At 48.9% G+C, this 24,630-nt stretch carries 23 protein-coding genes; 22 read left to right on the top strand and 1 reads right to left on the bottom strand.

Annotated elements, in window-relative coordinates; genetic code table 11:
• Nucleotides 1-222 precede the first annotated feature (222 nt).
• The 10 genes from ACWHYD_RS11940 to ACWHYD_RS11895 all read left to right on the top strand — a co-directional run bounded on the left by ACWHYD_RS11940 (nucleotide 223) and on the right by ACWHYD_RS11895 (nucleotide 14,152).
• Nucleotides 223-570 (top strand): STAS domain-containing protein, encoded by a 348-nt coding sequence (locus tag ACWHYD_RS11940; protein ID WP_447962265.1) that lies wholly within the window; start codon nucleotides 223-225, stop codon nucleotides 568-570.
• 293 nt (nucleotides 571-863) lie between these two features.
• Nucleotides 864-2,132, top strand: coding sequence for an HD-GYP domain-containing protein (locus ACWHYD_RS11935; protein ID WP_447962264.1), 1,269 nt, complete (start codon nucleotides 864-866; stop codon nucleotides 2,130-2,132).
• A 48-nt stretch (nucleotides 2,133-2,180) separates the two neighbouring features.
• Nucleotides 2,181-5,171 carry a response regulator gene (locus ACWHYD_RS11930; RefSeq protein ID WP_447962263.1) on the top strand — a complete coding sequence of 997 codons (2,991 nt, stop codon included), beginning with the start codon at nucleotides 2,181-2,183 and terminating at the stop codon, nucleotides 5,169-5,171.
• A 120-nt stretch (nucleotides 5,172-5,291) separates the two neighbouring features.
• The gene (locus ACWHYD_RS11925) at nucleotides 5,292-5,519 is read left to right on the top strand and encodes a helix-turn-helix domain-containing protein (protein WP_447962262.1); all 228 of its coding nucleotides are present in this window, start codon (nucleotides 5,292-5,294) and stop codon (nucleotides 5,517-5,519) included.
• Between the two features lie 534 nt (nucleotides 5,520-6,053).
• A complete protein-coding gene (locus ACWHYD_RS11920; RefSeq protein WP_447962261.1) occupies nucleotides 6,054-6,455 on the top strand; it encodes a chemotaxis response regulator CheY in 402 nt (133 codons plus the stop codon).
• 45 nt (nucleotides 6,456-6,500) lie between these two features.
• Nucleotides 6,501-7,142: a protein phosphatase CheZ gene (locus ACWHYD_RS11915; RefSeq protein ID WP_447962260.1), complete on the top strand. Its 642-nt coding sequence runs from the start codon at nucleotides 6,501-6,503 to the stop codon at nucleotides 7,140-7,142.
• An 88-nt stretch (nucleotides 7,143-7,230) separates the two neighbouring features.
• Nucleotides 7,231-9,135 carry a chemotaxis protein CheA gene (locus ACWHYD_RS11910; RefSeq protein ID WP_447962259.1) on the top strand — a complete coding sequence of 635 codons (1,905 nt, stop codon included), beginning with the start codon at nucleotides 7,231-7,233 and terminating at the stop codon, nucleotides 9,133-9,135.
• A 154-nt stretch (nucleotides 9,136-9,289) separates the two neighbouring features.
• A complete protein-coding gene (locus ACWHYD_RS11905; RefSeq protein ID WP_447962258.1) occupies nucleotides 9,290-10,246 on the top strand; it encodes a chemotaxis protein CheW in 957 nt (318 codons plus the stop codon).
• Nucleotides 10,247-10,329: 83 nt separating this feature from the next.
• Entirely contained in the window at nucleotides 10,330-12,435 is a 2,106-nt protein-coding gene (locus ACWHYD_RS11900) for a methyl-accepting chemotaxis protein (RefSeq protein ID WP_447962257.1), read from the top strand.
• Nucleotides 12,436-12,475: 40 nt separating this feature from the next.
• A complete protein-coding gene (locus ACWHYD_RS11895) occupies nucleotides 12,476-14,152 on the top strand; it encodes a methyl-accepting chemotaxis protein (protein WP_447962256.1) in 1,677 nt (558 codons plus the stop codon).
• 38 nt (nucleotides 14,153-14,190) lie between these two features.
• On the opposite strand, the gene ACWHYD_RS11890 is transcribed toward ACWHYD_RS11895, so the two are convergent.
• Nucleotides 14,191-14,472 (bottom strand): hypothetical protein, encoded by a 282-nt coding sequence (locus tag ACWHYD_RS11890; RefSeq protein ID WP_447962255.1) that lies wholly within the window; start codon nucleotides 14,470-14,472, stop codon nucleotides 14,191-14,193.
• A 455-nt stretch (nucleotides 14,473-14,927) separates the two neighbouring features.
• On the opposite strand from ACWHYD_RS11890, the gene ACWHYD_RS11885 reads away from it, so the two are divergent.
• From ACWHYD_RS11885 to flgK, 12 genes are all read left to right on the top strand, one after another.
• Entirely contained in the window at nucleotides 14,928-15,413 is a 486-nt protein-coding gene (locus tag ACWHYD_RS11885) for a chemotaxis protein CheW (protein WP_447962254.1), read from the top strand.
• Between the two features lie 19 nt (nucleotides 15,414-15,432).
• Nucleotides 15,433-16,191, top strand: coding sequence for a flagellar motor protein (locus tag ACWHYD_RS11880; RefSeq protein WP_447962253.1), 759 nt, complete (start codon nucleotides 15,433-15,435; stop codon nucleotides 16,189-16,191).
• A 39-nt stretch (nucleotides 16,192-16,230) separates the two neighbouring features.
• Nucleotides 16,231-16,971 (top strand): flagellar motor protein MotB, encoded by a 741-nt coding sequence (locus tag ACWHYD_RS11875; RefSeq protein ID WP_447962252.1) that lies wholly within the window; start codon nucleotides 16,231-16,233, stop codon nucleotides 16,969-16,971.
• A 330-nt stretch (nucleotides 16,972-17,301) separates the two neighbouring features.
• Nucleotides 17,302-18,021 carry a flagellar hook-basal body protein gene (locus tag ACWHYD_RS11870; RefSeq protein ID WP_447962251.1) on the top strand — a complete coding sequence of 240 codons (720 nt, stop codon included), beginning with the start codon at nucleotides 17,302-17,304 and terminating at the stop codon, nucleotides 18,019-18,021.
• A 94-nt stretch (nucleotides 18,022-18,115) separates the two neighbouring features.
• Nucleotides 18,116-18,907 carry a flagellar basal-body rod protein FlgG gene (gene flgG, locus ACWHYD_RS11865; protein WP_447962250.1) on the top strand — a complete coding sequence of 264 codons (792 nt, stop codon included), beginning with the start codon at nucleotides 18,116-18,118 and terminating at the stop codon, nucleotides 18,905-18,907.
• Nucleotides 18,908-18,921: 14 nt separating this feature from the next.
• Complete coding sequence (gene flgA / locus ACWHYD_RS11860; protein ID WP_447962249.1) at nucleotides 18,922-19,674, top strand: flagellar basal body P-ring formation chaperone FlgA; 753 nt, start codon at nucleotides 18,922-18,924, stop codon at nucleotides 19,672-19,674.
• Nucleotides 19,671-20,372 carry a flagellar basal body L-ring protein FlgH gene (locus ACWHYD_RS11855; protein ID WP_447962248.1) on the top strand — a complete coding sequence of 234 codons (702 nt, stop codon included), beginning with the start codon at nucleotides 19,671-19,673 and terminating at the stop codon, nucleotides 20,370-20,372. The genes flgA and ACWHYD_RS11855 overlap by 4 nt, the downstream gene beginning before the upstream one ends.
• A gap of 50 nt (nucleotides 20,373-20,422) precedes the next feature.
• A complete protein-coding gene (locus ACWHYD_RS11850; RefSeq protein ID WP_447962247.1) occupies nucleotides 20,423-21,637 on the top strand; it encodes a flagellar basal body P-ring protein FlgI in 1,215 nt (404 codons plus the stop codon).
• 57 nt (nucleotides 21,638-21,694) lie between these two features.
• Complete coding sequence (locus ACWHYD_RS11845; protein WP_447962246.1) at nucleotides 21,695-22,051, top strand: rod-binding protein; 357 nt, start codon at nucleotides 21,695-21,697, stop codon at nucleotides 22,049-22,051.
• Between the two features lie 61 nt (nucleotides 22,052-22,112).
• On the top strand, nucleotides 22,113-22,433 hold the full coding sequence (locus ACWHYD_RS11840) for a flagellar biosynthesis anti-sigma factor FlgM (RefSeq protein ID WP_447962245.1): 321 nt from the start codon (nucleotides 22,113-22,115) through the stop codon (nucleotides 22,431-22,433).
• 33 nt (nucleotides 22,434-22,466) lie between these two features.
• Nucleotides 22,467-22,964 carry a flagellar export chaperone FlgN gene (gene flgN / locus ACWHYD_RS11835; protein WP_447962244.1) on the top strand — a complete coding sequence of 166 codons (498 nt, stop codon included), beginning with the start codon at nucleotides 22,467-22,469 and terminating at the stop codon, nucleotides 22,962-22,964.
• Between the two features lie 7 nt (nucleotides 22,965-22,971).
• Complete coding sequence (gene flgK / locus ACWHYD_RS11830; RefSeq protein WP_447962243.1) at nucleotides 22,972-24,618, top strand: flagellar hook-associated protein FlgK; 1,647 nt, start codon at nucleotides 22,972-22,974, stop codon at nucleotides 24,616-24,618.
• Nucleotides 24,619-24,630: the final 12 nt, after the last annotated feature.

The raw sequence follows: 24,630 nt of genomic DNA, 5'->3' as shown, positions 1-24,630 counted from the left end.
GCTGGTCTCGATTCGAATTGTCAGAAAGTCTGGGGGCATAGGACGGTATGGTGCCAACTTGGTCGCATCATCTCTAGTCTCGTAGTTGATAAAAAAAAGCAATCTAAGGTTTAAAGGATAGAGCGGGAATGGTTAATTCTTTGTAAACCCCCACCGATAAGGTGAATTGGATGATCACAGGATTGTCAAGAAGGATTCTTGTCATACACCATGGAGGAGTTTATGAATGTCACGCAAGAAAAAATTGAGAAAGCCGTGGTCATGCATTTGGCTGGGCGGTTCGACTTTGGTGCAAAAAAAACCTTCAAAGACAGCTTAGATGAGGCAATGAAAGAGGGATCGCCGATAGTCTTGGATTTTGGGCAGGTCTCTTTTGTGGATAGTTCCGCCTTGGGTCTTTTGGTGATTGCCCATCAAACACTCAAAAGTAGAAAAATTCCTTTTAGCCTGGTGAACCCGCAAACGTATGTTCGTCAGGTCTTGGATTTAGCCAATGTCGCCAAAATGATTCCCATTTATCAGACAATTGATGAGGTACCTCAATTGCCGGTCGTGCCATCAGGAGTGTAATCCATATTCATCTTTTTCCGCCCTTGATGTTCTCTCTCACCAATGGAACCCAGATATGGATGGTGGAACATAAAAGATGAGTGTGAGAGGAAAGGAAGGAATGACTACATTTCCCCATCATCTCCGCCGGTCGTTAGTGGGGATCTATCTGAAAAAGCAAAAGAGTATTACCGATGAAAAATGTCGGGAATGCCAGTGTATGATGGAGGGCGAAAGTGGGAGGGAACAGGACTGCTCCTGACTTTCCCCATTCAATAATAAAAAAAAGCCTTTCTTACGGAGAGCCATCATCTATGCCGACTCGAAAGCGTCTTGCCTGTTCACAGATATGTGCAGGCATGTATTTGGTTCGAATCCTCGATTCCTGGTGGAAGTCGCCGTTTTTTCGTCATCGCCGACTTCTATCCTCCCACGATGTGAAGCAATTGCGTCAGTCGGGAATTCAAGAAGTCGAAATTGATACTGCCAAGGGTCTCGATGTGTCGACCGATGCAGAATCCTTTCCGGTCGAGGACACCCAGGAGTGTCATCCGGAACTAGAAACGTCTTCCAGTCAGGCTGATCCATACAGCCAAGCGCCCAGGTCATACGCTCCGGAAGGAAAGGATGGAAGGGAGGATGAACATCAAGAACGGTTAATCCGGTTGCGCGGAGATACGATTGCAGCCTTGGAAGACATGTTCGAAGGCGTCAAAACCGGTCAGATCATTCCTCATGTCGCTATGCAGGAGGCGGCCAAGGCATTGGTTGAAAAGGCATTAGCTCACCCTACTGTGGTCGCCGAGATCCTCCTGATTGAGCATCTTGAACAGTTCGATCCCACTCTTTACTCGCATGTTGTCGATACCGCCTTGTTGTCGATTCTGGTTGGCCTTCAACTTAGGTGGGAGGTCAATCAGCTTGAAGAGGTCGCTGTTGCCGCGCTTTTACATGATGTCGGCTATATGCGGCTTCCGCTCAACGTCGTCCAGGAACGGTGGGGAAGCATGGGGATTGATTATTCGTTGTTGCAACAACATGTCGATATGAGTGTGGCCCTGATTAATAAGAAATCGCAATTTTCTCAGGAAATCCTTCAAATTGTACAGGAGCATCATGCTTATCTAGACGGATCTGGATATTCCACGGTTATGGGGGGGAACCCGGTCTCTGATTCTGGGACTTTATTGGGCCTCACTGATTATGTTGATGAGTTGCTTGCTGTCGGGAATTCCTCCGGATCATTTCCTGTGGCTTTAGCAATCCGCCGAGTCTACCAAGAAGCCAAAAGTGGGAAGTTCCCGACACGGTTTGTCGAAGCCATGATTCGGGTGTTGGGGGTCTATCCGGTGGGCACGGTTGTTCAACTTTCCACTGGTGAGGATGCCGTGGTGGTGAAACAGAATCCTGAGATGAGTGTGAGACCGCAGGTTAAAATTATCAAGACTTGCACTGGCGAAATCCTTAAGAAGCCAGAAGTGAGAAATTTAGGGATCCCTTCAGAATTAAAGTATGAAGTGAAGATTACGAAAGTACTTGATTCTGCGGATTCTTCTATAAACCTTCGAGAAATCCTGTCATAACTTATGTGGGCAAATTCTCTTTTGTTTCAGACTCTGTGGGATGGCCTGATGATCGGGGTGTGTCTAGTTGATCGGAATGGTCTATTGACACATATGAATTTGGCCGGCTCACGTCTGTTAGGGTGGGGAGCCGCCTGTCCCACGAATGTTTCGTGTCATGATCTTTTGGAATGTCTGGTCCCCTGTGAGAAAAATCATACAGAGATCTGCCCTCTTTCAGGATTACTACTGGAAAAAACCATGCTATGGGTTCCACGGACTCGTTTGCGAAGTCGGCAGGGGACATGGTGTTGGGTGGAATTGAAAGGGCTTGTGGTAGATGACGTGGAGGCTTCGGGATACCTGTTGATGTTTCGAGATCTCAGTTCAGAAATGAAATTGACCGAAGAAACACGCCGATTAGCGTCCATTCCAAAGGAAAATCCCTTCCCCGTGATTGAAGTTGATGCGGCGGGGCAACTTCTATATGCCAATCCCGCTATGGTTCGCCTGATGGAAGAAGCCCATATCGGTCAGGACGGTTTTTCCACGGCTTTGCCGGATCGATTTTTGGATTTGGCTAGACGTTGTTTGTCACAAAAACATCTAGAGATGCATTACGAAGTGAGTGTTGGGGAGAGGCAATATTCCTGGACATTTGCTCCCCATGCGGATTTGGGATTACTTCGCGGATATGGCATGGATATCACCGAGCCAAAGCGAGCCGCAGCAGAAATGTCGGCCTTTGCGGATACCTTGGAAGCAAAAAATCATGAACTGGATCATGCGTTAATTAAGGCTGAATCTGCTACTCGAGCTAAGGCCGCATTCCTGGCTGTGATGAGTCATGAAATTCGCACGCCCTTAAACGGAGTGATTGGTATGGCGGAGGTCTTGCTTGCGTCATCTCTCGATAAAGAGCAACAGGAATGTGTCAACATTATCCGTATGTCTGGTGAGGGGTTGCTTACCATCATTAATGATATTTTAGATTTTTCCAAACTTGAATCCGGTCAATTGGTGTTGGAAAGCATTGGGTTCGATTTGACGTCTCTATTTGAAGAGGTCGTCGATCTGTTTTCAGAGCGGGCCCATCGAAAAGGTCTAGATTTGGCAGCCTATGTCGACCCGAATGTGCCCTCAGAGCTTTTTGGCGATCCTCACCGTTTGCGACAAATTCTATGTAATTATCTTTCCAATGCGCTGAAATTTACGATGGAGGGATCGGTTTTGCTGCGCGGTTCGCTGATTCATCCAGCGAATCCTGCGTGTAATGGTTCCCTGCATGGGCTGAATGATCGTTCCGGTGAGCCAGGCGAAGAGACTCAGTTGTGGGTTCGATTGTCGACCCAAGACACCGGCCTTGGTGTGTCCGAGGAGGTTCAGGAAAAAATTTTTCACGTGTTTACCCAGGCGGATAGCTCCATGAGCCGAAAATTCGGGGGGTCCGGTTTAGGGTTAGCGATTTGCAAACAATTAGCTGAGTTGATGCACGGGACTGTCGGGGTGAGGAGTCAACCCGATCAGGGATCGACATTTTGGTGTGATATTCCCTGTCGGGCATCACGGACTATACATGCGCCACGCCCTGACGTTAGATCCGTTGCTGGCAAAGAGGTCTGGGTGATCGGTCCTCAACAATCGTCTGGGTGGGTGATGGGACAACTTCTTCAAGAAGTGCGTGTCAAGGTTGTACAGATAGAGAGCCTTCAACAGGCGAACATCCTGTTCGAAAGTGTCCACGAATCAGAACGTCACGTCGCAGGGGTTATTCTCAGTAATCGTCTGGAGAAAGCGGCTGTTCGGGAATGGGTTGGACGAATGCGTTCTTTTTCGCTGTTTCACGATGTCAAAGTTTTGGGTCTTAAGCCGTTTTGGTATGGCAAGGATGATGAAGAAAAAAGCTTGGGGTTTGATGGGATGATCACGCTTCCCTTACACCGGAAGCAATTTTTTCAATGTATATTTGGCGAAATGGCCGATCCTGGACCGTCAGATATACCAAGACCCCCTGAACGGCTTTCCGTTGAGAAAGTGCAGGGGACGCTTGAGGTGTTAGAGCAACCCCTCCTCCAGAAACAAGCAGGACCTTCGGTGTTGGTTGTGGAGGATAATCCCGTCAATCAACGGGTCGCAGCGGGGATGTTAGGGAAACTCGGATGTCAAGTGACGATCGTGGACATGGGGTCCCAAGCTTTGACATTGTTGCAATCCACAGATGTGGATTGCATTCTGATGGACTGGGAACTTCCCGACATGGATGGACTGGCCATCACTCAGCATATTCGGGAATTGGAACATGCTGGAGCATTTCTCCATACATCGGCCTATTGGCATCGCCATTATGGGTCGGCGTCTCCTCCGGTTCACCATATTCCCATTGTCGGGATGACAGCCCATGTGCTTTCTGAGCATGGACAACAATGCCTGGAGAATGGCATGGATGATTGTCTTTTTAAGCCGGTTCATTTACGAGACTTTGAACGAATACTCAGGAAATGGGTAGGGTTTGTTCCTGGAGGTGTCATAGATCCGTCCTCATCGAAGACAGATAACAAGACTGATCGGAAAGGAACTTTTTCGGTTGCCACTAGAGACTTAGATCGGGAACACCATGCAGGAAATCCCTCCGAGTTCCCTGAGGACAGAACGCTCTATGACGTCTCAGCCGCTTTGCACGCCCTGGAGGGAGATGAGGGGTTGCTGTATTCCTTGTTTCACATATTTAAGGTCACAACACCGGATTTGATCCAAGGGTTGCATCAAGCTATTCACATGCAAAATCGCTCAGAGCTTCAAAGACTGGCTCATCAAATGAAAGGGGCGCTGGGTGCGGTACATGCCATGTCAGAATGGAAAGAAGCTGAACAACTTGAATGCAGGGCTGTCTCGGCAACATTTTCGCTTCTTCATTCAGCGGTCATCCAATTAGAGCAGAGGGTTAAACAGCTAATTTGTGTATTTGAACGTTTGATTTTTGTTCAAGGAGAAAAGGAGGGACGGTCTTCCCAAACTATCTCTTTCGCTGAGGGCGGAACACGGAATGACCATGTTTCGTAAGCCGGGATCGGTTGGTGAAGAGAGCACAATTTCCTACTATCTAAGAAGAAGTCTCAAGTTTTTACATGATTAGTCCGATATCACACACATTACTGACCAAACTCTAATGAGGGTGCCACAATGAAAGATTTGCTGACCTTAAGTGAAGTATCGACGTTCTTGAAAGTCCCAAAATCGACAATCTACAAGCTAGCGAGAGAACGTCGACTCCCAGGGCATAAAGTTGGGAAACACTGGCGTTTTGTTCGGGAGGAAATTGAAGCCTGGGTACAAAATGCTGGAGGAGAGTCCGTGATGGTTGGTGCTGGGCCCCAACCGGCGGCTCGGGACAGGTTTAGTTTGAATTAACTTCCGCAGGTGGCCCGTGACTTTCTTTCTGGAGGATAGGCCAGACGCCACATGAATTCCTTGCTCATATTCTGAGGGCAAGATGCCCCGGAATGAGCAAGTGAGTGTATCCCTGATCTTTGAACGTGGTCAGAGGCGTTATCGTTCATGGCTTTTCCGTCGCACGAGATAAAACTTCCTCTTCCCTCCTAACCTTGTCTGTCCAAAGCAATTCAATCCTGAGTCCTCGAATATTGTTTAAGGTTTTAAGACCAGGGGAAATTGACTTCAATCAAGGTTCCGGTCCCGAACACTTAAAAATACATTATCGATAGTCTACGGCATGGGCAATCTACCAAGATGGTCTGATGAAAGAACGAAAGCCGAGATGTGAAATTTTATAAGGACGGCTAAAGAAACAAGAGAAGAAAACCGAATTTCGAATAGGCCAGGTTAGTACAGGATAATAAGAATATCAACGAATTCAAGATGATTCTTTAATGGGAATACCCACATTGCCTGGGGTTTTATGGACCAAGGCGTAAGGAGCGCATCATGATTGATACCGGGATGAAAGTGTTGGTGGTGGACGATATGTCTACCATGCGTCGAATTGTCAAAAATGTGTTACGTCAAATCGGCTTTTCGGACATCATGGAAGCCGAAAACGGGCAGGATGCTTTGACGAAATTGAAGGGCGGTGGTTTTGGTTTGGTGGTGTCGGATTGGAATATGCCGGTGATGCAAGGTATTGAGCTTTTGCGGGCGGTTCGAAGCGATGCAGAATTAAAAACGCTCCCGTTTTTAATGGTGACTGCTGAGGCGCAAAAGGAAAATTTAATCGAAGCAGTCCAAGCCGGGGTCAGTAACTACGTCGTTAAGCCATTTACTGCGGAAGTCTTGCAAGGAAAATTAGAAAAAATATTTGCAAATGTTCAGCCGGCCAAAACGTCATAGCGGGGCAGAACATCTTCCAAATATGACGATATAAAGGAGATTCTTATGCTCGTGGATCGGATGATTGAGACCGAGGTGCCAGGCGATGGAGAGATGCCCGAGGAGGTTTTGAATGAAAAACGTTCCATTAATGCAGAAATGGAGGAATTGGCCAAGTACGTGGAAGTAATTACCAAAACCATTCGGGAAATGGAATCTCCTGTGACCTCCACCTCAGATCAACTGCCTCAAGCCACATCACATTTGTATGATCTTGCAAAAATGACGGAGGACGGAACGCATAAGGTTCTCAGCCTGACAGAGGAATTGGAACGGAACCGGGAGGGGATCCAACATCATTTGGAACAATTGCGTGCCAATGTGGCCGGGAGGGCCGTCAAGGATCTTGATGCAATTTTGGTTATGGTGAAGGCTGATGAAGGTAGATTGTTAAATATCCATGTAGCGTTGTCTTTCCAGGATCTTGTAGCCCAACGCGTGGCAAAGCTCGTGGCGATTTTAAATGAAATTCAACACAAATTATTAAAGTTGGTGGTAATTTTTGGAATTCAACAACAAAAGGGTGAGACCGGAGCATCGGGTGAGGGACGGGGGTATGAAATGCTGCGTCAGTTGGAATCCTCAAAAACTACGGCCCTTCAACAAGACCTGGTGGATAACATCATGTCTGAATACGGAATGTCCTAATTCCCTATACACGAACCTTCAAACCCGATGTCTCAGGGTGGGGGATGGGATGAACGAGAAAAGTCTAGGAGCTGAGAACAGGTGATCGATGAATGACGAAATGAAAGAAATACTCAACGACTTTTTAGCGGAAAGCTCGGAAATGCTGGAAGCCCTTGACCAACATTTCGTAAAACTTGAAACGGAGCCTTCCAACAGCGAACTGCTTAACGAAATTTTCCGGTGTATGCACAGTATGAAAGGATCGGCCGGATTTTTGGGGTTTACCCATTTGGTTGAAGTGGCGCATCAAGCCGAGAGTTTGTTGAACAAACTGAGACAGGGGGAAATGTCGGTTTCTCCGTTCATTATCGACATTATTTTGGAAGCAGTGGATGCGGTGAAAATGCTCCAGTCTGATATTCGGGAGACCGGAGAAGATTCTCATGTCGAGACCTTTGGCATTGTGAATAAATTGGCGTTAACCATGGATAGCGCCGATGATCTGATGCTGTCCGTCTCACTTCCCCATAAGGCCGAGAAGGACACAGTCACCTCAACCCCTTCTCCACCTCCGGCAGAAACGATGCTTTCTCCTGTGGTAGTGCCTCCTGAAACCTCTTCCTGGTCTTCTTTGCGTGAAGCCCCGCAGCATGATGTACCCGCAGGGATTGAGGATGTGGCGGAATCACCAGGAGCTTCTGACTGCCCAGTCGGGTTATCTGATGTATTAAATAAAATGAAAGAAGCCACGACTCGAACCGTTCAAGCCGCGAATGCTCCGGCCGGCAAGGCATCAGGTGGTAAAGAAGAGGACCAGACCGTTCGAGTCGAAACCAAACGCTTGGATCATGTTATGAATCTGGTGGGGGAGCTGGTTTTGAATCGTAATCGTCTTATTAAATTGGGGAATGGGCTGGAGGAGAAAGACGAGACCAGTCCTGCCCTCCGGGAATTAAACGTGACGTTGGCGCAACTCAATCTGGTGACCTCCGATTTGCAATTGGCGGTTATGAAAACACGGATGGTTCCTATTCGCAAAGTGTTTTCCCGATTCCCAAGATTGGTTCGCGATTTGGCCGGTAAGTTAGGTAAGCAAGTGCGTTTGGAATTACTGGGGGAAGATACTGAGGTCGACAAGTCCGTGGCGGACGAATTAAGTGATCCGTTGGTCCATTTGGTGAGGAATTCGATGGATCATGGCTTGGAAACTGCTGCGGACCGTAAACAACACGGTAAAGGTTCTGAAGGCTATGTGCGACTGTCAGCCCAGCAGGAAGGGAACAGTATTGTGATTCGGGTGGAAGATAATGGTCGGGGGTTACAAGTTGAGAAAATCGCTGAAAAAGCTCTCGAAAAAGGCTTGGTGGCTCAAGCGGAATTGGAAGTCATGAGCCCTCGGGAAATCATGAATCTAATTTTTCTTCCAGGGTTTAGTACGGCGGACCAGGTGAGTGATGTGTCCGGTCGTGGGGTGGGTATGGATGTGGTTCGTACCAATATTAGTCGCATGAATGGGAGTTTGGAGTTAGATTCTGATCCCGGTCAGGGGAGTCGCGTGACGATCAAGCTTCCACTGACCGTGGCCATTATTCAAGCACTAATGGTCGAGGTGGAATGTGCCACATTTGCCATCCCGCTGGCTTCCGTAGTTGAGGCCGTCAAAGTCACCAAGGATGAAATTAAAAGTATCAATGGACAGGCGGTATTGAATCTCCGAGAACGCATTCTTCCTCTCTTGGACCTTGGGGAAACCTTTCATATTCCCCGGGACCGGACTGGTGTTGAATGCTATGTCGTAGTTGTGAAGATTGGTGAACAACAGTTTGGAGTTGTGGTGAATCGTTTGCGGGCACAAGAGGAAGTCGTCATTAAGTCTTTGGGGGAATTTTTGGCCAACGTGAAGTGCGTGGCGGGGGCGACCATTACCGGAGATGGCAAAGTAGTCCTGATTTTGGATATGGCCGATTTAGTACGGGAAGTGCAGACTTCAACGTATACGGGTATGCGCTAATGTTTAAAACAGTGAAGCGTGAGGCCTAGGGTAAGTGAGTAGGGCTGACTAGACTGCCTGGGTCTTTATCCCGACAGGCATGAGAACAGCGGTGGAACTATAGAGAAGGCTGACCTGTGCTCCGTTTGGTAAGTGGAAGGATGAGGAAAGCGTAATGGCAAAATGGATGGCAGAAATTGATCAACGGACCGGGTTGGCCGGGGCCAATAAGATGGAACTTTTAATGTTCCATTTTGGGACTAATGAGACTTACGGGATTAATGTTTTTAAGATTCGCGAAGTCATGAAGCTCCCACCCGTGGTGAAAATTCCGGACTCCGATCCCCGAATCCTGGGTTTAGTGAATCTCCGTGGAGAAAATATCGCATTAGTGGATTTAAAACAGGCGATTGGACTCGGGCCCTTGGACTCGGTTGGCGCGAAGTTGATCATTGCGGAATATAACGATAACAAACAGGGATTTTTGGTAGGCGGCGTTGATCGGATCATTCGTATGTCGTGGGAACGGATTCAAATTCCCCCCCCGATGGTCCAGTCCAGCCGGCAAGGGGCGGTCACGGCTATTACGAAATTAGAGGATGGCCGAATGGTGTTAATTCTAGATGTGGAAAAGGTGTTGTCCGAATTGCACCCCAGAAGTGAAGAGGAAGTCCTCGTTGGGATTGAATTGAACGATGAATTAGCCGGAAAACGTGTGTTGGTTGCCGACGATTCGCTTGTGGCCAGAAAACAAATTACCAAAACGCTGGAACGGTTGGGCATGAAATACGAAGAAACACAGACGGGAAAAGAGGCGCTCACCCGGTTACGACAGTATGCGGAGTTGGGTGACAAAACGGATCGAACCATTTTCGACTTTGTCGTTGGGGTTATTACCGACATTGAAATGCCAGAAATGGACGGATTTTCCCTGACAAAGGCTATCCGTGAAGATTCCCGATTGCAGGGCCTTCCCATCTTGATGCATTCCTCCTTGTCCGGACAGTGTAATGTGGATAAAGGAAAGGCTTTGGGTGTGACAGATTATGTGACCAAATTTCATCCAACCGACCTTCGTGACAAATTAGTTCAACATCTCGGAAATTCTTCGGGAGTCGTGGTGTCCTCGTAAAGGAAAGAATAATTATTGTAATTGTTGAGAAGAATGTACTACCCCATCTCGAGATCCATGAAAAGATTAACAAGAGGATACCAATGAGGAAGCCCACGTTGAATGTAGGCATTACGACAAAATTAGTTTGGATTCTTGTGTTTTTTTCGCTGATTCCTTTGAGTGTTCAAGTGTATTCGTTGTTCCAAACTGGAGAGGTCTTGAAAAAAGAGGTTGGGGTTCAATACGAAGACGTGGCAAAAGTGATTGTTGAAAAAATTTCCCTCTATCTCGCTGAGCGTTCTGCGGATGCTCAGATCTTGAGTCGGATTCCGATTCTTGGTGGGGCGGAGCTATGGGAACAGGCTGTCCGTCCCTCACAGGAATTCGTCCAGGTATTGAATGCGTATGTTCAGGCAACCGGCATGTATTCTTTGGTTCAAGTGGTGGATTTGGATGGCAATCTGATCGCCGTAAATGATCAAGATGCAGAAGGCCTGCCTCTTCGGACGGAAAAGTTGTACGGAAAAAGTTATAGATTGACTCCGTGGTTTCGAGCCCTCCAACAGGGGGAAGAAAGTATACGCTTGACAGAGTCTTCTTTGACAAGAAATGTGCCCCAAGAGGTCTTTGTGGAAAACGTCATGGTCGATCAGGATGTGCAGGCACTCTTCCCCCAAGAGAGCAGTTTGACAATCGGGCTCTCGGTTCCTCTCTATGCTAAGGGGCGAGTGGTTGGGTATGGGAGCCATCGCATGAAGTTTTCAAAAATTGAAGCCTTTTTCCAAGAGGCATACCTGGATTTAAAAAAGGCCGGGTTTCCCCATGCGGAACTAACCCTACAGGATGGCAAAGGTATGACGCTGATGGAATATGCTCCGGCTGTCCATGGAACAGAGGAAATGATTCACGATTTAGAAAATGTGGTGTTTAAGGAAAACCTGGCTCAGTTGGGCCTTGAGGCCGCACAATTGGCGATTCAGGGCCAATCCGGAAACGCCAGAAATTTTCATCCCGGGAAAAACGCGAATCAAGTCATCGGATATAGCCCGATGTCAGGGGCGGGGGGATCGTTGGGGATGCACTGGTCCGTGTTGGTGCAAGTTCCGGAGAATGAAGCATTCAGTCATGTCAGGAGCCTGACCAATAAAACCTTGTTGGAGATGCTGTTGGGGCTTCTCGTGGTGGTCCCCATTGGAATCTTTATGGGAAGAAAAGTCGTGAGCCGACTGAAACCCGTGTGGGAAGTGGCGGCGAAAGCCTCGAAGGGGGATTTCACTCACCGGGTTCCCGTGAAGACTCAAGACGAACTCGGGCAAATGGGTTTAGCCTTGAATAACCTGTTGGATGAATTAAACCGGATGCTTTTGCAAACACGGAACGTCGCTCACTCCCTGTCTCAAGCGTCGGTCCAATTGTCCTCGGTAGGCCATCAGGTCGTTCGCGCCAGCCAATCACAAGTTCACCAAGCCACTCAGGTTGCTGAAGCGGTTGAAGAAATGTCTGCTACCGCGGATGATATGGCTCGACACACGCAGGCCTTGGCCTCGACGGCCTCAGGGGTCAATGATTCAGCCGTCCGGGGTGGGGATATTGTGGTCTCTTCTATTCATGGGATGGAATCGGTATCCAACCGGATTCAGGAATCCGCCAGCCGTATTCAGAATTTAGGACAACGTTCCAAGGATATTGGGGACATTATTGGAGTAATCCAGGATATTGCGGAACAGACCAATCTTTTGGCGCTCAATGCAGCCATTGAAGCTGCAAGGGCAGGGGAGCAGGGTCGAGGGTTTGCTGTGGTTGCAGATGAGGTGCGAAAACTGGCTGAGCGAACGGGGAAAGCGACAAAAGAAATTGCGACGGTTATCGAATCTGTACAGGCTGGCACTCACGAAGCGGTTCTTTCGATGGAGGCGGGGACTGAAGAGGCGCATTCCGGCATGGTGCTGGCCAGGGAAGCGGGGAGTCGATTAACGGAGATCGTCCAGGGGGTTCAACGGGTGGTGGATATGATTCAACATTTTGCCGAATCCACGAAACAACAGTCTGCGGTCTCCGGAAAAATCTCTTCGAGTATTCAACAGGTCGCGCAACTCAGTCAGGATAATGAAAGCCACATTCAGGGGGTGGCGACGGCAACGAAGCAATTTGCGGCATTGGCAGAGGATCTCCAAACATCGCTTAGTCGGTTTACGCTAAAAAGATAATACCATCCTTTGTTCAATGTGTCCCTGGTGATGGACGTGTATGCAGTGCATAAGAATCGGTCATAAACTCGTATTAATTCTGGGAACCCTAGCCGTTGGAATGATTGTCTGCGGCCTAACCGTGATTTACCAGCAAGAGCTTGGCAGGTTGCAGGTGAATTTGGAGGAAGAAGGAAGGATTATTCAAGCGCAACTTGAAGTCACGAGAGCCTATATTGCCAAAAATTATGTGGGGAAAATAAAACAATCGTCCATGGGGCCTCATCTGCATGTGTCTCGTGATCATGAGCAAGATCCCGATGCCGTTCCTTTTCCCGCCACTGCCATACAGGAAATCGGCAAGGAGTTGAGATTGGCGGGAGGGTATCAGGCCCGGTATGTGAGTGATCAGCCGATGAATCCCGCCAATGCGCCGAAAGATACGTTCGAGCAGAAGGCTCTTGATCTACTGAAAAATGGGGCAAAGGGTCTCAGCGAAATTGAGACGATCAACGGGGTTCCCACCTTTCGACGGGTGAGTGCCGATGTGGCTACCGTGGAGGCCTGCGTAAGTTGTCATGGCGGGAAAAAATTGGGAGATGTGCTTGGAATGTTGTCTCTTTCAATTCCGATAATGCAGGCGAAAGAGGCGATGGTCAGTTCGGTGCTCCATTCAGGAATGTGGTTGATCGGAATCGTCGGCATTTTCGTGAGTGCGGTGCATTGGTTGGTTTATCGACTTGTGTTGAAACCTCTATATGCCTTAATGGGTATCTGTCGTGATATTGCACAGGGCGAAGGCGATCTGACGAAACGAGTGCCGGTTGGAAAAGGCTCTGATGAAATCGTGGAACTCAGTCACGACCTCAATTCATTTATTGAAAAGATGCAGTTGGCGTTGTCGTTGGTCAGTCAAGCAACAAACCGTCTTGTAACGTCCACCGTTCGGCTCTCTGCGACCGTGGATGGGGTAGTTTCAACCGCTGAAGGGCAGGATGGCCGTTTTTTGCAGTCAGCTTCCGTTGTGGAGGAAATGTCCAGGACGGCGGGGGAAGTGGCGCGACATTCTACCGAAGCTGCACGGATTGCTCAGGAAACGGCCCAAACAGCCCGTGGCGGGCAGAATGAGATGAAGCAATCCGTGATGGACATGCAGCAGGTTTCTCACGCAGTGGTCCATGCCGCAAACATTATTACCGCACTCGGGCGGTCTTCGGATCAAATTGGTGAAATCGTTCGCGTGATTGAGGATATTGCGGATCAGACAAATCTTTTGGCACTCAATGCGGCGATTGAGGCTGCTCGGGCGGGTGAACAAGGACGAGGGTTCGCTGTGGTTGCCGATGAAGTGCGGAAGTTAGCAGAACGGACGACCAGGGCAACAAAAGAAATTGGGGATATGATCCGAGAAATTCAGAAGGATACACGAAGTGCTGTTTCGTCGATGGAGCAAGGGACAAATCAGGTCGGACAGGGGGTGGCATTAGCCAAGAAAACCGGAGAGGCTTTGGCAAACATTCATTCTATGATCAATGCTACGGCGGGGATGATTCAACAAATTGCCAATGCTACGGAAGTGCAATCCACGGCCACGCGACAAATTGCCAGCGATTTAGAATCCATGACCCAGGCAACACGTCAGGCAAACAGAGGAGTCTTTCAATCGGCCCAAGCCTGTCATGATTTACGGGTGGTGGCCGTGGATCTTCAGAAGTTGGTCGGATCATTTAAGGTGTAACTCAAAGATTCCCCTGTTCAGTGGGTTGTCAAACATACTTATGGGGCGGATGGGGGGTTCTGGTTGATGGAACCGTTGAGTCCTGTTGATTGGTCGGTCGAGTGAGGAAGCTTTTTCTGGGCGACAACCTGTTCCAGCATGGTGACAGAGTCCTTGAGTAGGTCCGCTGCGCAGGCCAAGGTGACATGCAATTGTTTCCAAGCATCATCCCAGCGGCCCTCAAGTTGTAGGTCCTGAAAACGTCGATGTTGTTCTTGCAGAATGGCTTTTTTTGCATCAAGGAGTAATCGGTCGGCTTGTGAACTGGCTAGTCTGTCCATGGAATGAATCCTTTATTTCGCTGCATGATAATGAAGGAATAATGGTGTTCACCCTATCAGAGCCCTTGTTGAAGCCTCAAGGTACTGATGATTGACGTTGGTGGGGAATGTGGAGGTTTCGGTGAGATTGTTTCAAATTGTCACATACCTCCAAGGGAGCCTAATGCCTGTTGCTGGGGATCAATGAGAAGCAATGACTTTTACATTGCAAAATCGATGGTGGATGGTTGGAAATTGCTGACGAATCGAGTTTTGCATTTAACAAAAATGAACTGTCCCTATTGAGGAAAATGATGCCACGGGCGATGGGGTTCCATGCTGCAGGTTCAGTGAATGAGCTATGTCATTGAGGTGATTGGAGAAAAAAGCTTGGTGATGGTTCTTACCCAACGATTCTCACAAGGTCGGAACGGGACAGGAGAGAGACTTTTGACGCGTCTGGAGGGACACAAGTCATGCAGAATACTTTGACGAAGGTCTTACCTCATGATGATTTTGGGGAGGACTGTGGAGTTGTTCTCCAAATGGTGAGTTTTCAGTTGGGGGACGAAATCTTTGCCATTGATATTTTAGGGGTTCAAGAAATTATTCGTATGCTGGACATCACTCAGGTTCCGAATGCGCCTCATTATGTGGACGGGGTGGTGAATCTGCGAGGAAAAGTGATCCCCATTATTAACCTTCGGGCCCGCTTTGGTCTGTCTGAGACGGAACCAACCAAGGATACTCGAATTGTGGTTGTAGAAGTCGCTCATATGATTTTAGGATATGTCGTCGATTCTGTTGAAGAAGTCTTACGCCTGTCGGAAGAATGTATTGAAATACCCCCCCCTACTGGTCGAGGAGGAGCCGAAGAATGTCATAAGGGGGTCGGACGGGTGAATGGGTCTTTGGTGCTGCTGCTGGATCTTGAACGCTTGTTTAATAATCAGACTTTTTAATAAGAAAGAGTCGTCCATTATGGATATTTTATCGGTATTGGGCATCATAGTTTCCCTTGGCGCCATTGTTGGGGGGCAACATCTGGAGGGCGGGCATTTAAGTTCCATTCTCCAAGGGACGGCATTTTTGATTGTGATGGGAGGCACCTTAGGTGCGGTGATGCTGCAATTCCCTCTTCCAATTTTCCTGAAAGCTCTTTCCAGTGCGAGCATGGTATTTGGAAATGTGAAGGTTGATATGAAGGGCATTATTGCCAAGATCGTGGAGTTATCAAATATCTCCCGGAAACAGGGTCTCTTGGCCCTGGAAGGGCAAATAAAGTCCTTGGCCGATCCATTAATGGCCAAAGGGGTGCAGTTGGTGGTCGATGGGACAGAACCTCACAAAATAAAAGAAATTCTGGAAGTAGAAGTCGAAATGTTTGAAGAAGAATTTGGCACGACAAGCAAGGTGTATGAAGCATTTGGAGGATATGCGCCGTGTGTGGGTATTATTGGTGCCGTATTGGGGTTGATTCATGTGATGGAAAATCTGGCCGACCCTTCGGCATTGGGTGGTGGGATCGCGGTAGCATTTGTGGCCACGGTCTATGGGGTGGGAGCGGCCAACCTCTTGTTTCTCCCCATGGGCAGTAAAATCAAATTGAAAGCGAAGACCTTGATCATCGGAAAAATTATGGTGATAGAAGGCCTTGTGGCGGTGGCTCAAGGTGAGAATCCCAGAATGATTGAGGAGAAGTTGAGTGGATTTCTACCCTCGTCGGAGAAAAAGAAATAGAAAATTGAGGACCATTGGATTGTTGGTGAGAGGGAGCGTGTGAAAAAGAAACATGAGGAACATGAGAATCACGAACGATGGCTGGTCTCGTATGCGGATTTCATTACCTTGCTGTTTGCCTTTTTTGTAGTGATGTACTCAGTCTCCTCCGTTAATGAAGGGAAATTCAAGGTCCTCAGTGAATCCCTGGTGAGTTCTTTTAACAACAAGAAGACCGTGGGAGAACTTTCAATCGTGAGTCTTCCCATAAACAGAAAAACTCCTATTCAGGTGAAAGTCAAACCTTCTTCAGGGGACAATGCTCGGGCCTTCTTAAGCGTGGCCAATGCAATTACTGCAGCGAATATTCCTCAAGGGGTGCAGATCACCACGACGGAACGTGGTTTAAATATTAGGATCAAAGACGATGCGTTGTTTCAAAGTGGTAGTGCCAGGCTGAATCCCCAGATTAAAGAATTTATTGATCTCATTGCCGGCCTCGTCAAGGAGTTACCCAATTCTATTGCCGTTGAAGGGCATACGGACAATCAACCCATTCGATCCTCTCTCTACCCCTCCAATTGGGATCTTTCGACCGCCAGGGCCAATACCTTGGTCCGATATTTGATCGACCAGCATCATCTCGCGGATTATCGACTGTCCTCAACAGGCTATGCGGGGACTCGTCCTGTCGAGTTAAATGATACACCTCAGGGACAAGCCTCTAACCGTCGAGTAGAACTCATTGTGCTGAAGAATACTCCTTCCGACACAGATTCCTCCCACCCCTACCTTCCCTAGAGTCTATTTCACGATCTGTCAACAATTCAGAAGTATTGTCTGACCCGGTTCCTCCCTTTCGCTAGGCAGGATCAGGCCAATGGGGAAAGTAATGCCGGTATGGGCCATTGCGCTTCCCGTGGTTACAACGGCTCTCGGTTTGAGACAAGAACGGATCATCAGGCAGCCATAGCCAATTTGGCTGCACTGGTGCCAGGTTTGTGGAGTGAAAGGTTCTCTTCCCTGGAAAATTCTATCTTCCGACCCTCTTCATGGTTAAAACCATCTGTCCTTACCTTATTGGCACATGCGTTGCAGAATTCTTCAGGTATTCACCTCAAGGAGGAAGCAATGAACCGAGGTATCTATCCCCCCTTAGCCGGGGCGATTACACTTGAACACCGCCTGGAAGTTCTCTCTCATAATATCGGGAATGTGCATACCACCGGGTTTAAAAAGGATAAGCCGGTTTTCGCCACCATCCTGGGACAGACCTCAGGACCGTCAGTGGCGGGAATAGATTTATTTCCCACAATGGACGGGCTTCCACCAGATCGTTCCCAAGGCGCGTTGTTTCAGACGGGGGAACCGTTAGATGTGGGGTTGGAGGGCAATGGGTTTTTGGTTGCTCAAACGCCGGATGGATTGCGCTATTACCGTGGTGGAAAATTGTATCGGAATGCGAACGGTAACTTAGTGGCGCATACCGGTGACCCCCTCCTAGGAAAGAAAGGGGCTATTACTCTTCCGCCTGGGGATGTTGTGATCGGGGCCGATGGGACTCTTAGGGTCAATAATCAGGTTGTGGACAAGTTGCGGGTGGATACAATTGCGGATGGACAAGAAACGGTCAAGGTGGGCAATTTATTCTGGACCGTGCCAGATCAGGTTGTCGCCGATAAGCAGACCACGGTGCACCAAGGCATGTTGGAACAATCCAACGTGAATCCGGCTTTGGATATGGTTGAGTTGATTAAAGTGACTAGAGAATATGAACAAATGCAGAAGGCGATTAAAGCGATGGACGAACTGGCGGCTCAAGCTATTCAAGCAGGTCGGGTTCAAGGATGATGATTCACATGCATCCTGAAAGCCATATGACGTTATTGCTGTCTGACCATGTCCCGGCGATTAAGGCACAGTACAAAAAGGGAGACCATCCAGAATGATTCGAGCGATGCATACTGCTTCAACGGGCATGTCTGCCCAACAACTCAATATTGACACGATCGCCAATAATCTCGCCAACGTGAATACGACCGGATTCAAACGAAGTCGAGCTGAATTCGCGGATCTTTTGTCTCAGATTGCTCGGCTCCCTGGCGCCAGCGCTTCGAATGTTGGGGTGTTTCCGGTTGGCATTCAGGTCGGGCTAGGCGTGAGACCCGTCAGTGTGTCCAAGGAATATGTTCAAGGAAGCCTCAAGCAAACGACCAATCCGTTGGATCTGGCAATCGAAGGGGTTGGGTTTTTCCAAGTTACACGTCCGGATGGGACTACGATGTATACGCGGGCGGGATCCTTCAAACAAGATAATACGGGCAACGTGGTATCGGGAGATGGCGATCAGCTGATTCCGAGCATTACTATTCCGTCCGGAGCACTCCAAGTCGATATTGGGCAGGATGGAACTGTATCCGCGTTATTACCAGGAGTATCCCAAGCCACGCAGGTCGGGCAAATTCAATTGGTACGATTTGATAATCCGTCAGGATTGATTGCCCAAGGCAATAATTTATTTTCAGAAAGTTCGTCTTCAGGTCCTGCTCAGCAGGGGACACCGGGATTTTCCACAGGATTTGGAAATATCCAGCAAGGATTTCTTGAAATATCCAATGTGAATATTGCGGATGAAATGGTCAATATGATCATTGCTCAACGTGCCTATGAACTGAATGCGAAAGCCATTCAGGCATCGGACGAAATGATGCAAGTTGTGAATGGACTCAGGCGTTAGAGGATAAGAATTTGATGCCAAGCATTTTATTATTGGGATTGCTTCTGTGCGGGCATGGGTGGTGGACAGCCGAAGGAATGGCTTGGGCGGAAGAGCTGGTCTCACCGACCCCAGTCCGTCTGAATACGCAAACGGTAGGTGTCAAAGATTTCGAGCGGGTAATCGTGTCTGAACTGACACGTCGATATGGACGTCCGCATCATCAGGTGTCGTTTCGGGTATTGTTCCCCAAACAATTGATGGAGGTACCCAAAGGAAAACTCCATCTTGAAATCGGAGCATGGTCAGGAGGCGGAAGGACTGGGCGACGTGCCTTTCGAGTAGGGATCTTTGTCAATCAGCAGTTTCTCCAAACCGTGAATGTTGTGGGTGAGGTGAAGGCCCAAGTCGAAGTGGCGACTCCAATTCGCTGGTTGAAACCGACAGAGGTCGTGACGGTCGAGGACCTGTCATCAATGATGGTCGATGCACCTTCACTGACGCATGATTTTATTCTTGATCTTGACGAAGTCGTAGGGAAACAGGTTCTACGTCCATTGCCTCCAAGCCAACCGATTCGGAAAACAATGTTGGACGACCCACCAATGATTCATAAGGGTGATCGAGTGATGATTGAGGTCAGGGGCGAAGGCCTGCTGGTTCAGACCGTTGGAGTAGCCAAATCGGCTGGGAAAAGGGGGGAAACCATTCCCGTAAAAAACCAGACGTCGGGTCGGGAGGTGTTAGGTACGGTTATGGCATCGGGGCTAGTGGAGGTGGGATTTTGAGTGTTGCACGGTTAATAACCAGATTCGGAGCTGGAGGATTCGCTCTACTGATAATTGTGAGTGGTTGGACGGGCTGTGCCAAAGAAAAAACAATAACACAAATCGAAGCCGAGCCGAACATCCATAAAAAGGATACACCATCCTCCCTGGGTTCCTTGTGGGATCCCGAAAACGGGCGGGCCTTCATGTTTGAGGATCGACGAGCCGGTCGCATCGGGGACATCGTTGTTGTGCAAATTGTGGAACAACACCGAGGTTCCAAAAAAGCCAACACGAAAGCAGACCGAGATTCCAGCCTATCAGCTGGCGTAAGTGGGGGACTCTTCGGGATTAACACCCTCACCCAGAAGTTTGCGGAATATTTCAATATTGATGCTGGGACCTCCCATGAATTTGAGGGCGACGGGTCGACCAGCCGGGAAGATACTCTGACGGGCACCATTGCCGCCAATGTTATTGAAGTCTTTCCCAACGGGGACCTACGAATTCGTGGAAAACGGGAGGTAACGGTTAATAGTGAAACGCAAACAATGACCATAAAAGGCATTGTCCGCCGGATCGATCTGGATACCGAGAACATGGTCTTGTCATCCAAGGTCGCTGATGCAGAAATTTCCTATACCGGACTAGGGGTGGTGGACGATGTTCAGAGACCGGGATGGGCCACCAGAATTTTTGACTGGATTACGCCGTTTTAGGGTTTTGAGCTGAATTAATTTTTCTTACTTTGACCCAACGGGAGAGTTTTGTGATTCATCCATCGTCCTTTATGAAAAGCCACGAAAAATTACAACAATTCACGCGAACATGGTTTTCCCGATGGGGTTTGGTCTTGGTTTGCTGTAGTGGATGGCTCATAGCTGGTACTGGGTCTTTGACCGAACCGGCGGAAACTCAGGCTGCCCGGATTAAAGATATTGCCTCTATCGAAGGCGTGCGGGAAAACCAGTTGGTTGGGTACGGCTTAATTGTTGGTTTGGACCGGACCGGTGATTCCGTCGTCGGTGGTCAGTTTACCGCGCAAGCCATTATTTCCATGTTGAATACCATGGGACTTAAACTCAATATCGATCCCATTCAATTGCTAACTAAAAATACCGCGTCGGTCATGGTGACTGCCAAATTACCGCCCTTCGCAAGACCGGGCATGAAATTGGATGTCCAGGTCTCTTCGATGGCCAATGCCAAAAGCTTGCGAGGAGGCACCTTGTTGCTGACCCCACTCAAAGCGGCCAATCAACAGGTGTACGCCGTTGCACAAGGGCCCCTCTCCACTTCGGGGTTTGAAGCCGGGGCTGGGGGAACCACAGTGAAGAAGAATCAACAATCCGGTGGAATTATTCCCGGTGGAGCGATTGTTGAACGATCGGTAGATTTGGATATGCAGGCGTGGGAGAAATTTTCATTGACTATGCACCAGGCCGATTTCGTGACGGCATTGCGAGTGTCTGAGGCCATCAATGCGCATCTTGGCGATGGTGTCGCCTCGGCGCTCAATTCCGGACAGATTCAAGTGGGGGTTCCCGAACGGTTTCAGGGTAAGATTGTCCAAATGATTGCTGCGGTTGAAGGGTTAGATGTGCATGTGGATGTCCTGGCTAAGGTGGTGGTGAATGAAAGAACGGGAACGATTGTCATGGGGGAACATGTCCGATTGGCGAGTATGGCCATCTCTCATGGCGATCTGACCATCAAGGTTGGAACGCAGTTTAATGTCTCTCAGCCTGAGACTGCCTTCATTGGACGGGGAGCGCAGGGTGCCGGGAGGACCGTGGTGACCCCTGATGTACAAACCGATGTTCAAGAAGAGGAGGGTCGGGTGATTCAAGTCGATAGTTCTGTGACGCTTGGAGATTTAGTGAAGGCATTGAATTCATTGGGTGTGACTCCTCTGGATTTGGTTGCTGTGCTAACGGCGGCCAAGGCGGCAGGAGCGCTCCAAGCAGACTTGGAATTGATCTAATTTCGGAACAGAAGGCAGCGGGGTGTTCATGACGGTCTGTTGGAAAGGATAAAGTCCATGATTCCTGACATGTTTCCTTTGGATATGACGGGTCTCTCCCATTCTGTATCTAGCGGCAAAATAGATCGCGTGGCAGAATCGGCTCGTCGAGGGGAATTATTGCGCGCCAGCCAGGAGTTCGAATCCTACTTCCTGTCCTATTTGATGAAGGTGATGCGAGAGACGGTCCCCAAAGGCGAATTAACGTCCAACCCCATGGGGGAGATGTATTATTCATTTTATGACGAAGAAATTGGCAACCGTGCCGCTCAATCGGGTGGGATTGGTCTTTCGGCCTATGTCTTGGACACGGTGGCCAGGAATGAAGATCTCAAGCGTTCTCCCTCATCAGGTCCCCCTTTTTTGAAATCATAAGAGGTTCTGTAAAGTTTAATGGTGTTGCTTCCGATACATATAGAGAAGGAGGCAAGATGCCATGACCATACGGGGCCTTGATCCCAGTGGAGAGCTGGGGAAACTATTTTTTCACGTTCAAGCTAAAAATCTTCAGACCCAGGAGGCTGGCCCGTCGCGGGCCTCCCAGCACCCTTCGTCTGCTGACCCTGTCGATCTTTCCGTCCTGGCACAGGAAATTCGTGACTATTCGATTCGAGTGGCGCAGTTTCCTGAGGTGAGAGAAGACAAAATCAACCGCATTCAGCAGGCCTTGGAAACGGGGACCCAATTAGCGACCTCCAATCAGGTCGCTGATGCCTTGACCCGGGAGACGATACTGAACGAATTGGGAACAAAATAATTATCGGAAGTTCATGAGGGGAAAGGCAATCCGATGAATCACCCTCAATCGGCGAAGTGGGAGCGACTACTGAAGGCATTAGCCGAGGCTCAGGCGGCTTTTCAGCAGTATGGTGTACTGCTTTTTCAAGAAGCCCATAGCCTACGCATCATGGATCAGCCCAAGTTGGTCGAAGTGAACAGCCAAAAAGAACAAGTTTTGAATTCGATGCGCCGATTAGAAAAGCAGGTGGAGGGTGCCTTGCATCAGTTGGTTGGGGACGTCGCCCAAGAAACCATTTGGACCTGGTTGAAGGCAAATCCGGATCCACAGGCACAGACGGTGCAAAGCATGTTGATTGACCTTCGCCGTTTGGCACGGCTTATTCAGGAGCAAGGCAAAAAAAATGAATCTGCAATTCGGCCGATCTATCACAGAGTCTGTGAGGCGATTCAAGTGATGTATACAGGGTTGGGTACAGGTCCGGTGTATCAGGGATCTGGAACATTATATTTTCCATCGGTTCCTAGCTCGGTCTATCTTCAGGGATAGGACTCTTATGGCGGGGATTAGTGATATCTTTAATATCGCGCGTTCGGGAATTCGTGCCAACCAACAGGGGCTCGCGACCACATCCCATAACATCGCCAATATCAATACCAAAGGCTATTCCAGACAGGAAGTTGTCCTCGAGTCAGCGCGGCCCGCTGAAGGGAAAATTGGGAGCGGAGTCCGAGTTGCTGCTATTCGTCAGACCGTCGATACCTTCCTGGAAAACCAATTGACCGCCCTCCATGAGGATCTGGGATCTATTTCCGCCAGGAACAATTACCTGGTTCAGGCGGATGGGATTTTCACCGAAACGGATAATTCCGGACTATCGTTGAGTCTGACGGAATTTTTCAATGCGGTTCGGGATGTTGCCACGAATCCAGAGAGTACTATTCAGCGGACGGTGCTGTTGGCCAAAGGGCAATCCCTCACCGACCAGTTTGGGACGGTGGCTAAAGGGTTAAATCAAATCCGCCTGGATGCCAATGGGGAAATTTCCAGGCATGTCAACACTATTAATGGGTTGGCAACCAAAATCGCCTCGCTGAATGATGTTATTTTTAAAGTAGAATCCAGTGGACCTGAAGCCCTTGACTTACGGGATCAACGACGGGTCCTCATTAATGATTTGGCGGGGCTAGTGGATATTGAGCAAGTAACCATGAAAGATGGTATCGGAATTCATGTAGGTGGACAATTGTTGGTAGGAGGAAATCATGCCAATAAGCTGTCGACTAAATCCGACCCCGACAACCCCCCGCTCCATGATGTGACGTTCGTGCGCAGTGACGGGAGTGAGTATTCAATTTCCGATAAGATTTATGGAGGACAAATCGGCGGATTACTCGCTCTGCGTGATGGGGATATTGTGAAGTTTCAGGACCAAGTCGATCGATTGGCGGCCGTTTTAACTACCGAATTTAATCAACAGCATCAGGTTGGGTATGGGTTGGACGCCACCACGAATAATAATTTCTTTTCCACGTTAACTCCCCCAGCCCCTTTGGCCAATGAGCGGAATACGGGAGGCGCCACCGGCAGTTCGGTAACGATTGCAGATTCTACTCTTGCAACGTTTCAGGGATATGAGGTGCAGTTTTCCGGAGCCACTTCCTATTCGGTGGTCAATACGGCAACCGGAGCGAGCGTGACCTCCGGTTCCTATACCTCCGGAGCTCCATTGAGTTTTGATGGATTAGATGTCGTGATTAACGGCACACCGGCTGCGGGCGATGTATTTTATGTGAATGCTCAAAAAGGCGCCGCACTGCAATTTGGTGTGGCCCTGTCGGATACGGACAAGATTGCGGCTTCTTCTACGGCCGCAGGAGTACCGGGGAACAACACCAATGCATTGGATATGGTGGCTGTTCATACGAACCGGCAAATGGATCTGGGTAATGTGACACTCAATGATTATCACACCATTACTATTGGAGATGTCGGGAGTGCCACGCAGAAATCGACACAGGCGTTACATAGTAAACAGCTCGAAGTCGATCAAGTGACGGCCTTGCGGGAAAGTGTCTCTGGTGTTTCATTGGATGAGGAACTGACTAATCTGCTCAGTTTCCAGCGTTCATTCGAAGCCTCGGCCCGGATGATTACGGTGGCGGATGAATTGATGCAAACCATGCTGTCCATGGGTCGCTAACCTTCTTGATGA

The organism is Nitrospira sp. Ecomares 2.1 (assembly GCF_965152585.1).
This window is presented reverse-complemented; position numbering and strand designations above follow the sequence as displayed.

What these genes read in the sequence shown, in the direction of transcription:
- ACWHYD_RS11840 (WP_447962245.1), top strand. Translation starts at nt 22,113, where the DNA reads ATGACCATACGGGGCCTTGATCCCAGTGGAGAGCTGGGGAAACTATTT.
- ACWHYD_RS11895 (WP_447962256.1), top strand. Translation starts at nt 12,476, where the DNA reads ATGCAGTGCATAAGAATCGGTCATAAACTCGTATTAATTCTGGGAACC.
- ACWHYD_RS11910 (WP_447962259.1), top strand. Translation starts at nt 7,231, where the DNA reads ATGAATGACGAAATGAAAGAAATACTCAACGACTTTTTAGCGGAAAGC.
- ACWHYD_RS11845 (WP_447962246.1), top strand. Translation starts at nt 21,695, where the DNA reads ATGATTCCTGACATGTTTCCTTTGGATATGACGGGTCTCTCCCATTCT.
- ACWHYD_RS11940 (WP_447962265.1), top strand. Translation starts at nt 223, where the DNA reads ATGAATGTCACGCAAGAAAAAATTGAGAAAGCCGTGGTCATGCATTTG.
- ACWHYD_RS11925 (WP_447962262.1), top strand. Translation starts at nt 5,292, where the DNA reads ATGAAAGATTTGCTGACCTTAAGTGAAGTATCGACGTTCTTGAAAGTC.
- flgG (WP_447962250.1), top strand. Translation starts at nt 18,116, where the DNA reads ATGATTCGAGCGATGCATACTGCTTCAACGGGCATGTCTGCCCAACAA.
- ACWHYD_RS11890 (WP_447962255.1), bottom strand. Translation starts at nt 14,472, where the DNA reads ATGGACAGACTAGCCAGTTCACAAGCCGACCGATTACTCCTTGATGCA.
- ACWHYD_RS11900 (WP_447962257.1), top strand. Translation starts at nt 10,330, where the DNA reads ATGAGGAAGCCCACGTTGAATGTAGGCATTACGACAAAATTAGTTTGG.
- ACWHYD_RS11935 (WP_447962264.1), top strand. Translation starts at nt 864, where the DNA reads ATGCCGACTCGAAAGCGTCTTGCCTGTTCACAGATATGTGCAGGCATG.
- ACWHYD_RS11930 (WP_447962263.1), top strand. Translation starts at nt 2,181, where the DNA reads ATGATCGGGGTGTGTCTAGTTGATCGGAATGGTCTATTGACACATATG.
- ACWHYD_RS11870 (WP_447962251.1), top strand. Translation starts at nt 17,302, where the DNA reads ATGAACCGAGGTATCTATCCCCCCTTAGCCGGGGCGATTACACTTGAA.
- flgN (WP_447962244.1), top strand. Translation starts at nt 22,467, where the DNA reads ATGAATCACCCTCAATCGGCGAAGTGGGAGCGACTACTGAAGGCATTA.
- ACWHYD_RS11905 (WP_447962258.1), top strand. Translation starts at nt 9,290, where the DNA reads ATGGCAAAATGGATGGCAGAAATTGATCAACGGACCGGGTTGGCCGGG.
- ACWHYD_RS11920 (WP_447962261.1), top strand. Translation starts at nt 6,054, where the DNA reads ATGATTGATACCGGGATGAAAGTGTTGGTGGTGGACGATATGTCTACC.
- flgK (WP_447962243.1), top strand. Translation starts at nt 22,972, where the DNA reads ATGGCGGGGATTAGTGATATCTTTAATATCGCGCGTTCGGGAATTCGT.
- ACWHYD_RS11880 (WP_447962253.1), top strand. Translation starts at nt 15,433, where the DNA reads ATGGATATTTTATCGGTATTGGGCATCATAGTTTCCCTTGGCGCCATT.
- ACWHYD_RS11885 (WP_447962254.1), top strand. Translation starts at nt 14,928, where the DNA reads ATGCAGAATACTTTGACGAAGGTCTTACCTCATGATGATTTTGGGGAG.
- flgA (WP_447962249.1), top strand. Translation starts at nt 18,922, where the DNA reads ATGCCAAGCATTTTATTATTGGGATTGCTTCTGTGCGGGCATGGGTGG.
- ACWHYD_RS11915 (WP_447962260.1), top strand. Translation starts at nt 6,501, where the DNA reads ATGCTCGTGGATCGGATGATTGAGACCGAGGTGCCAGGCGATGGAGAG.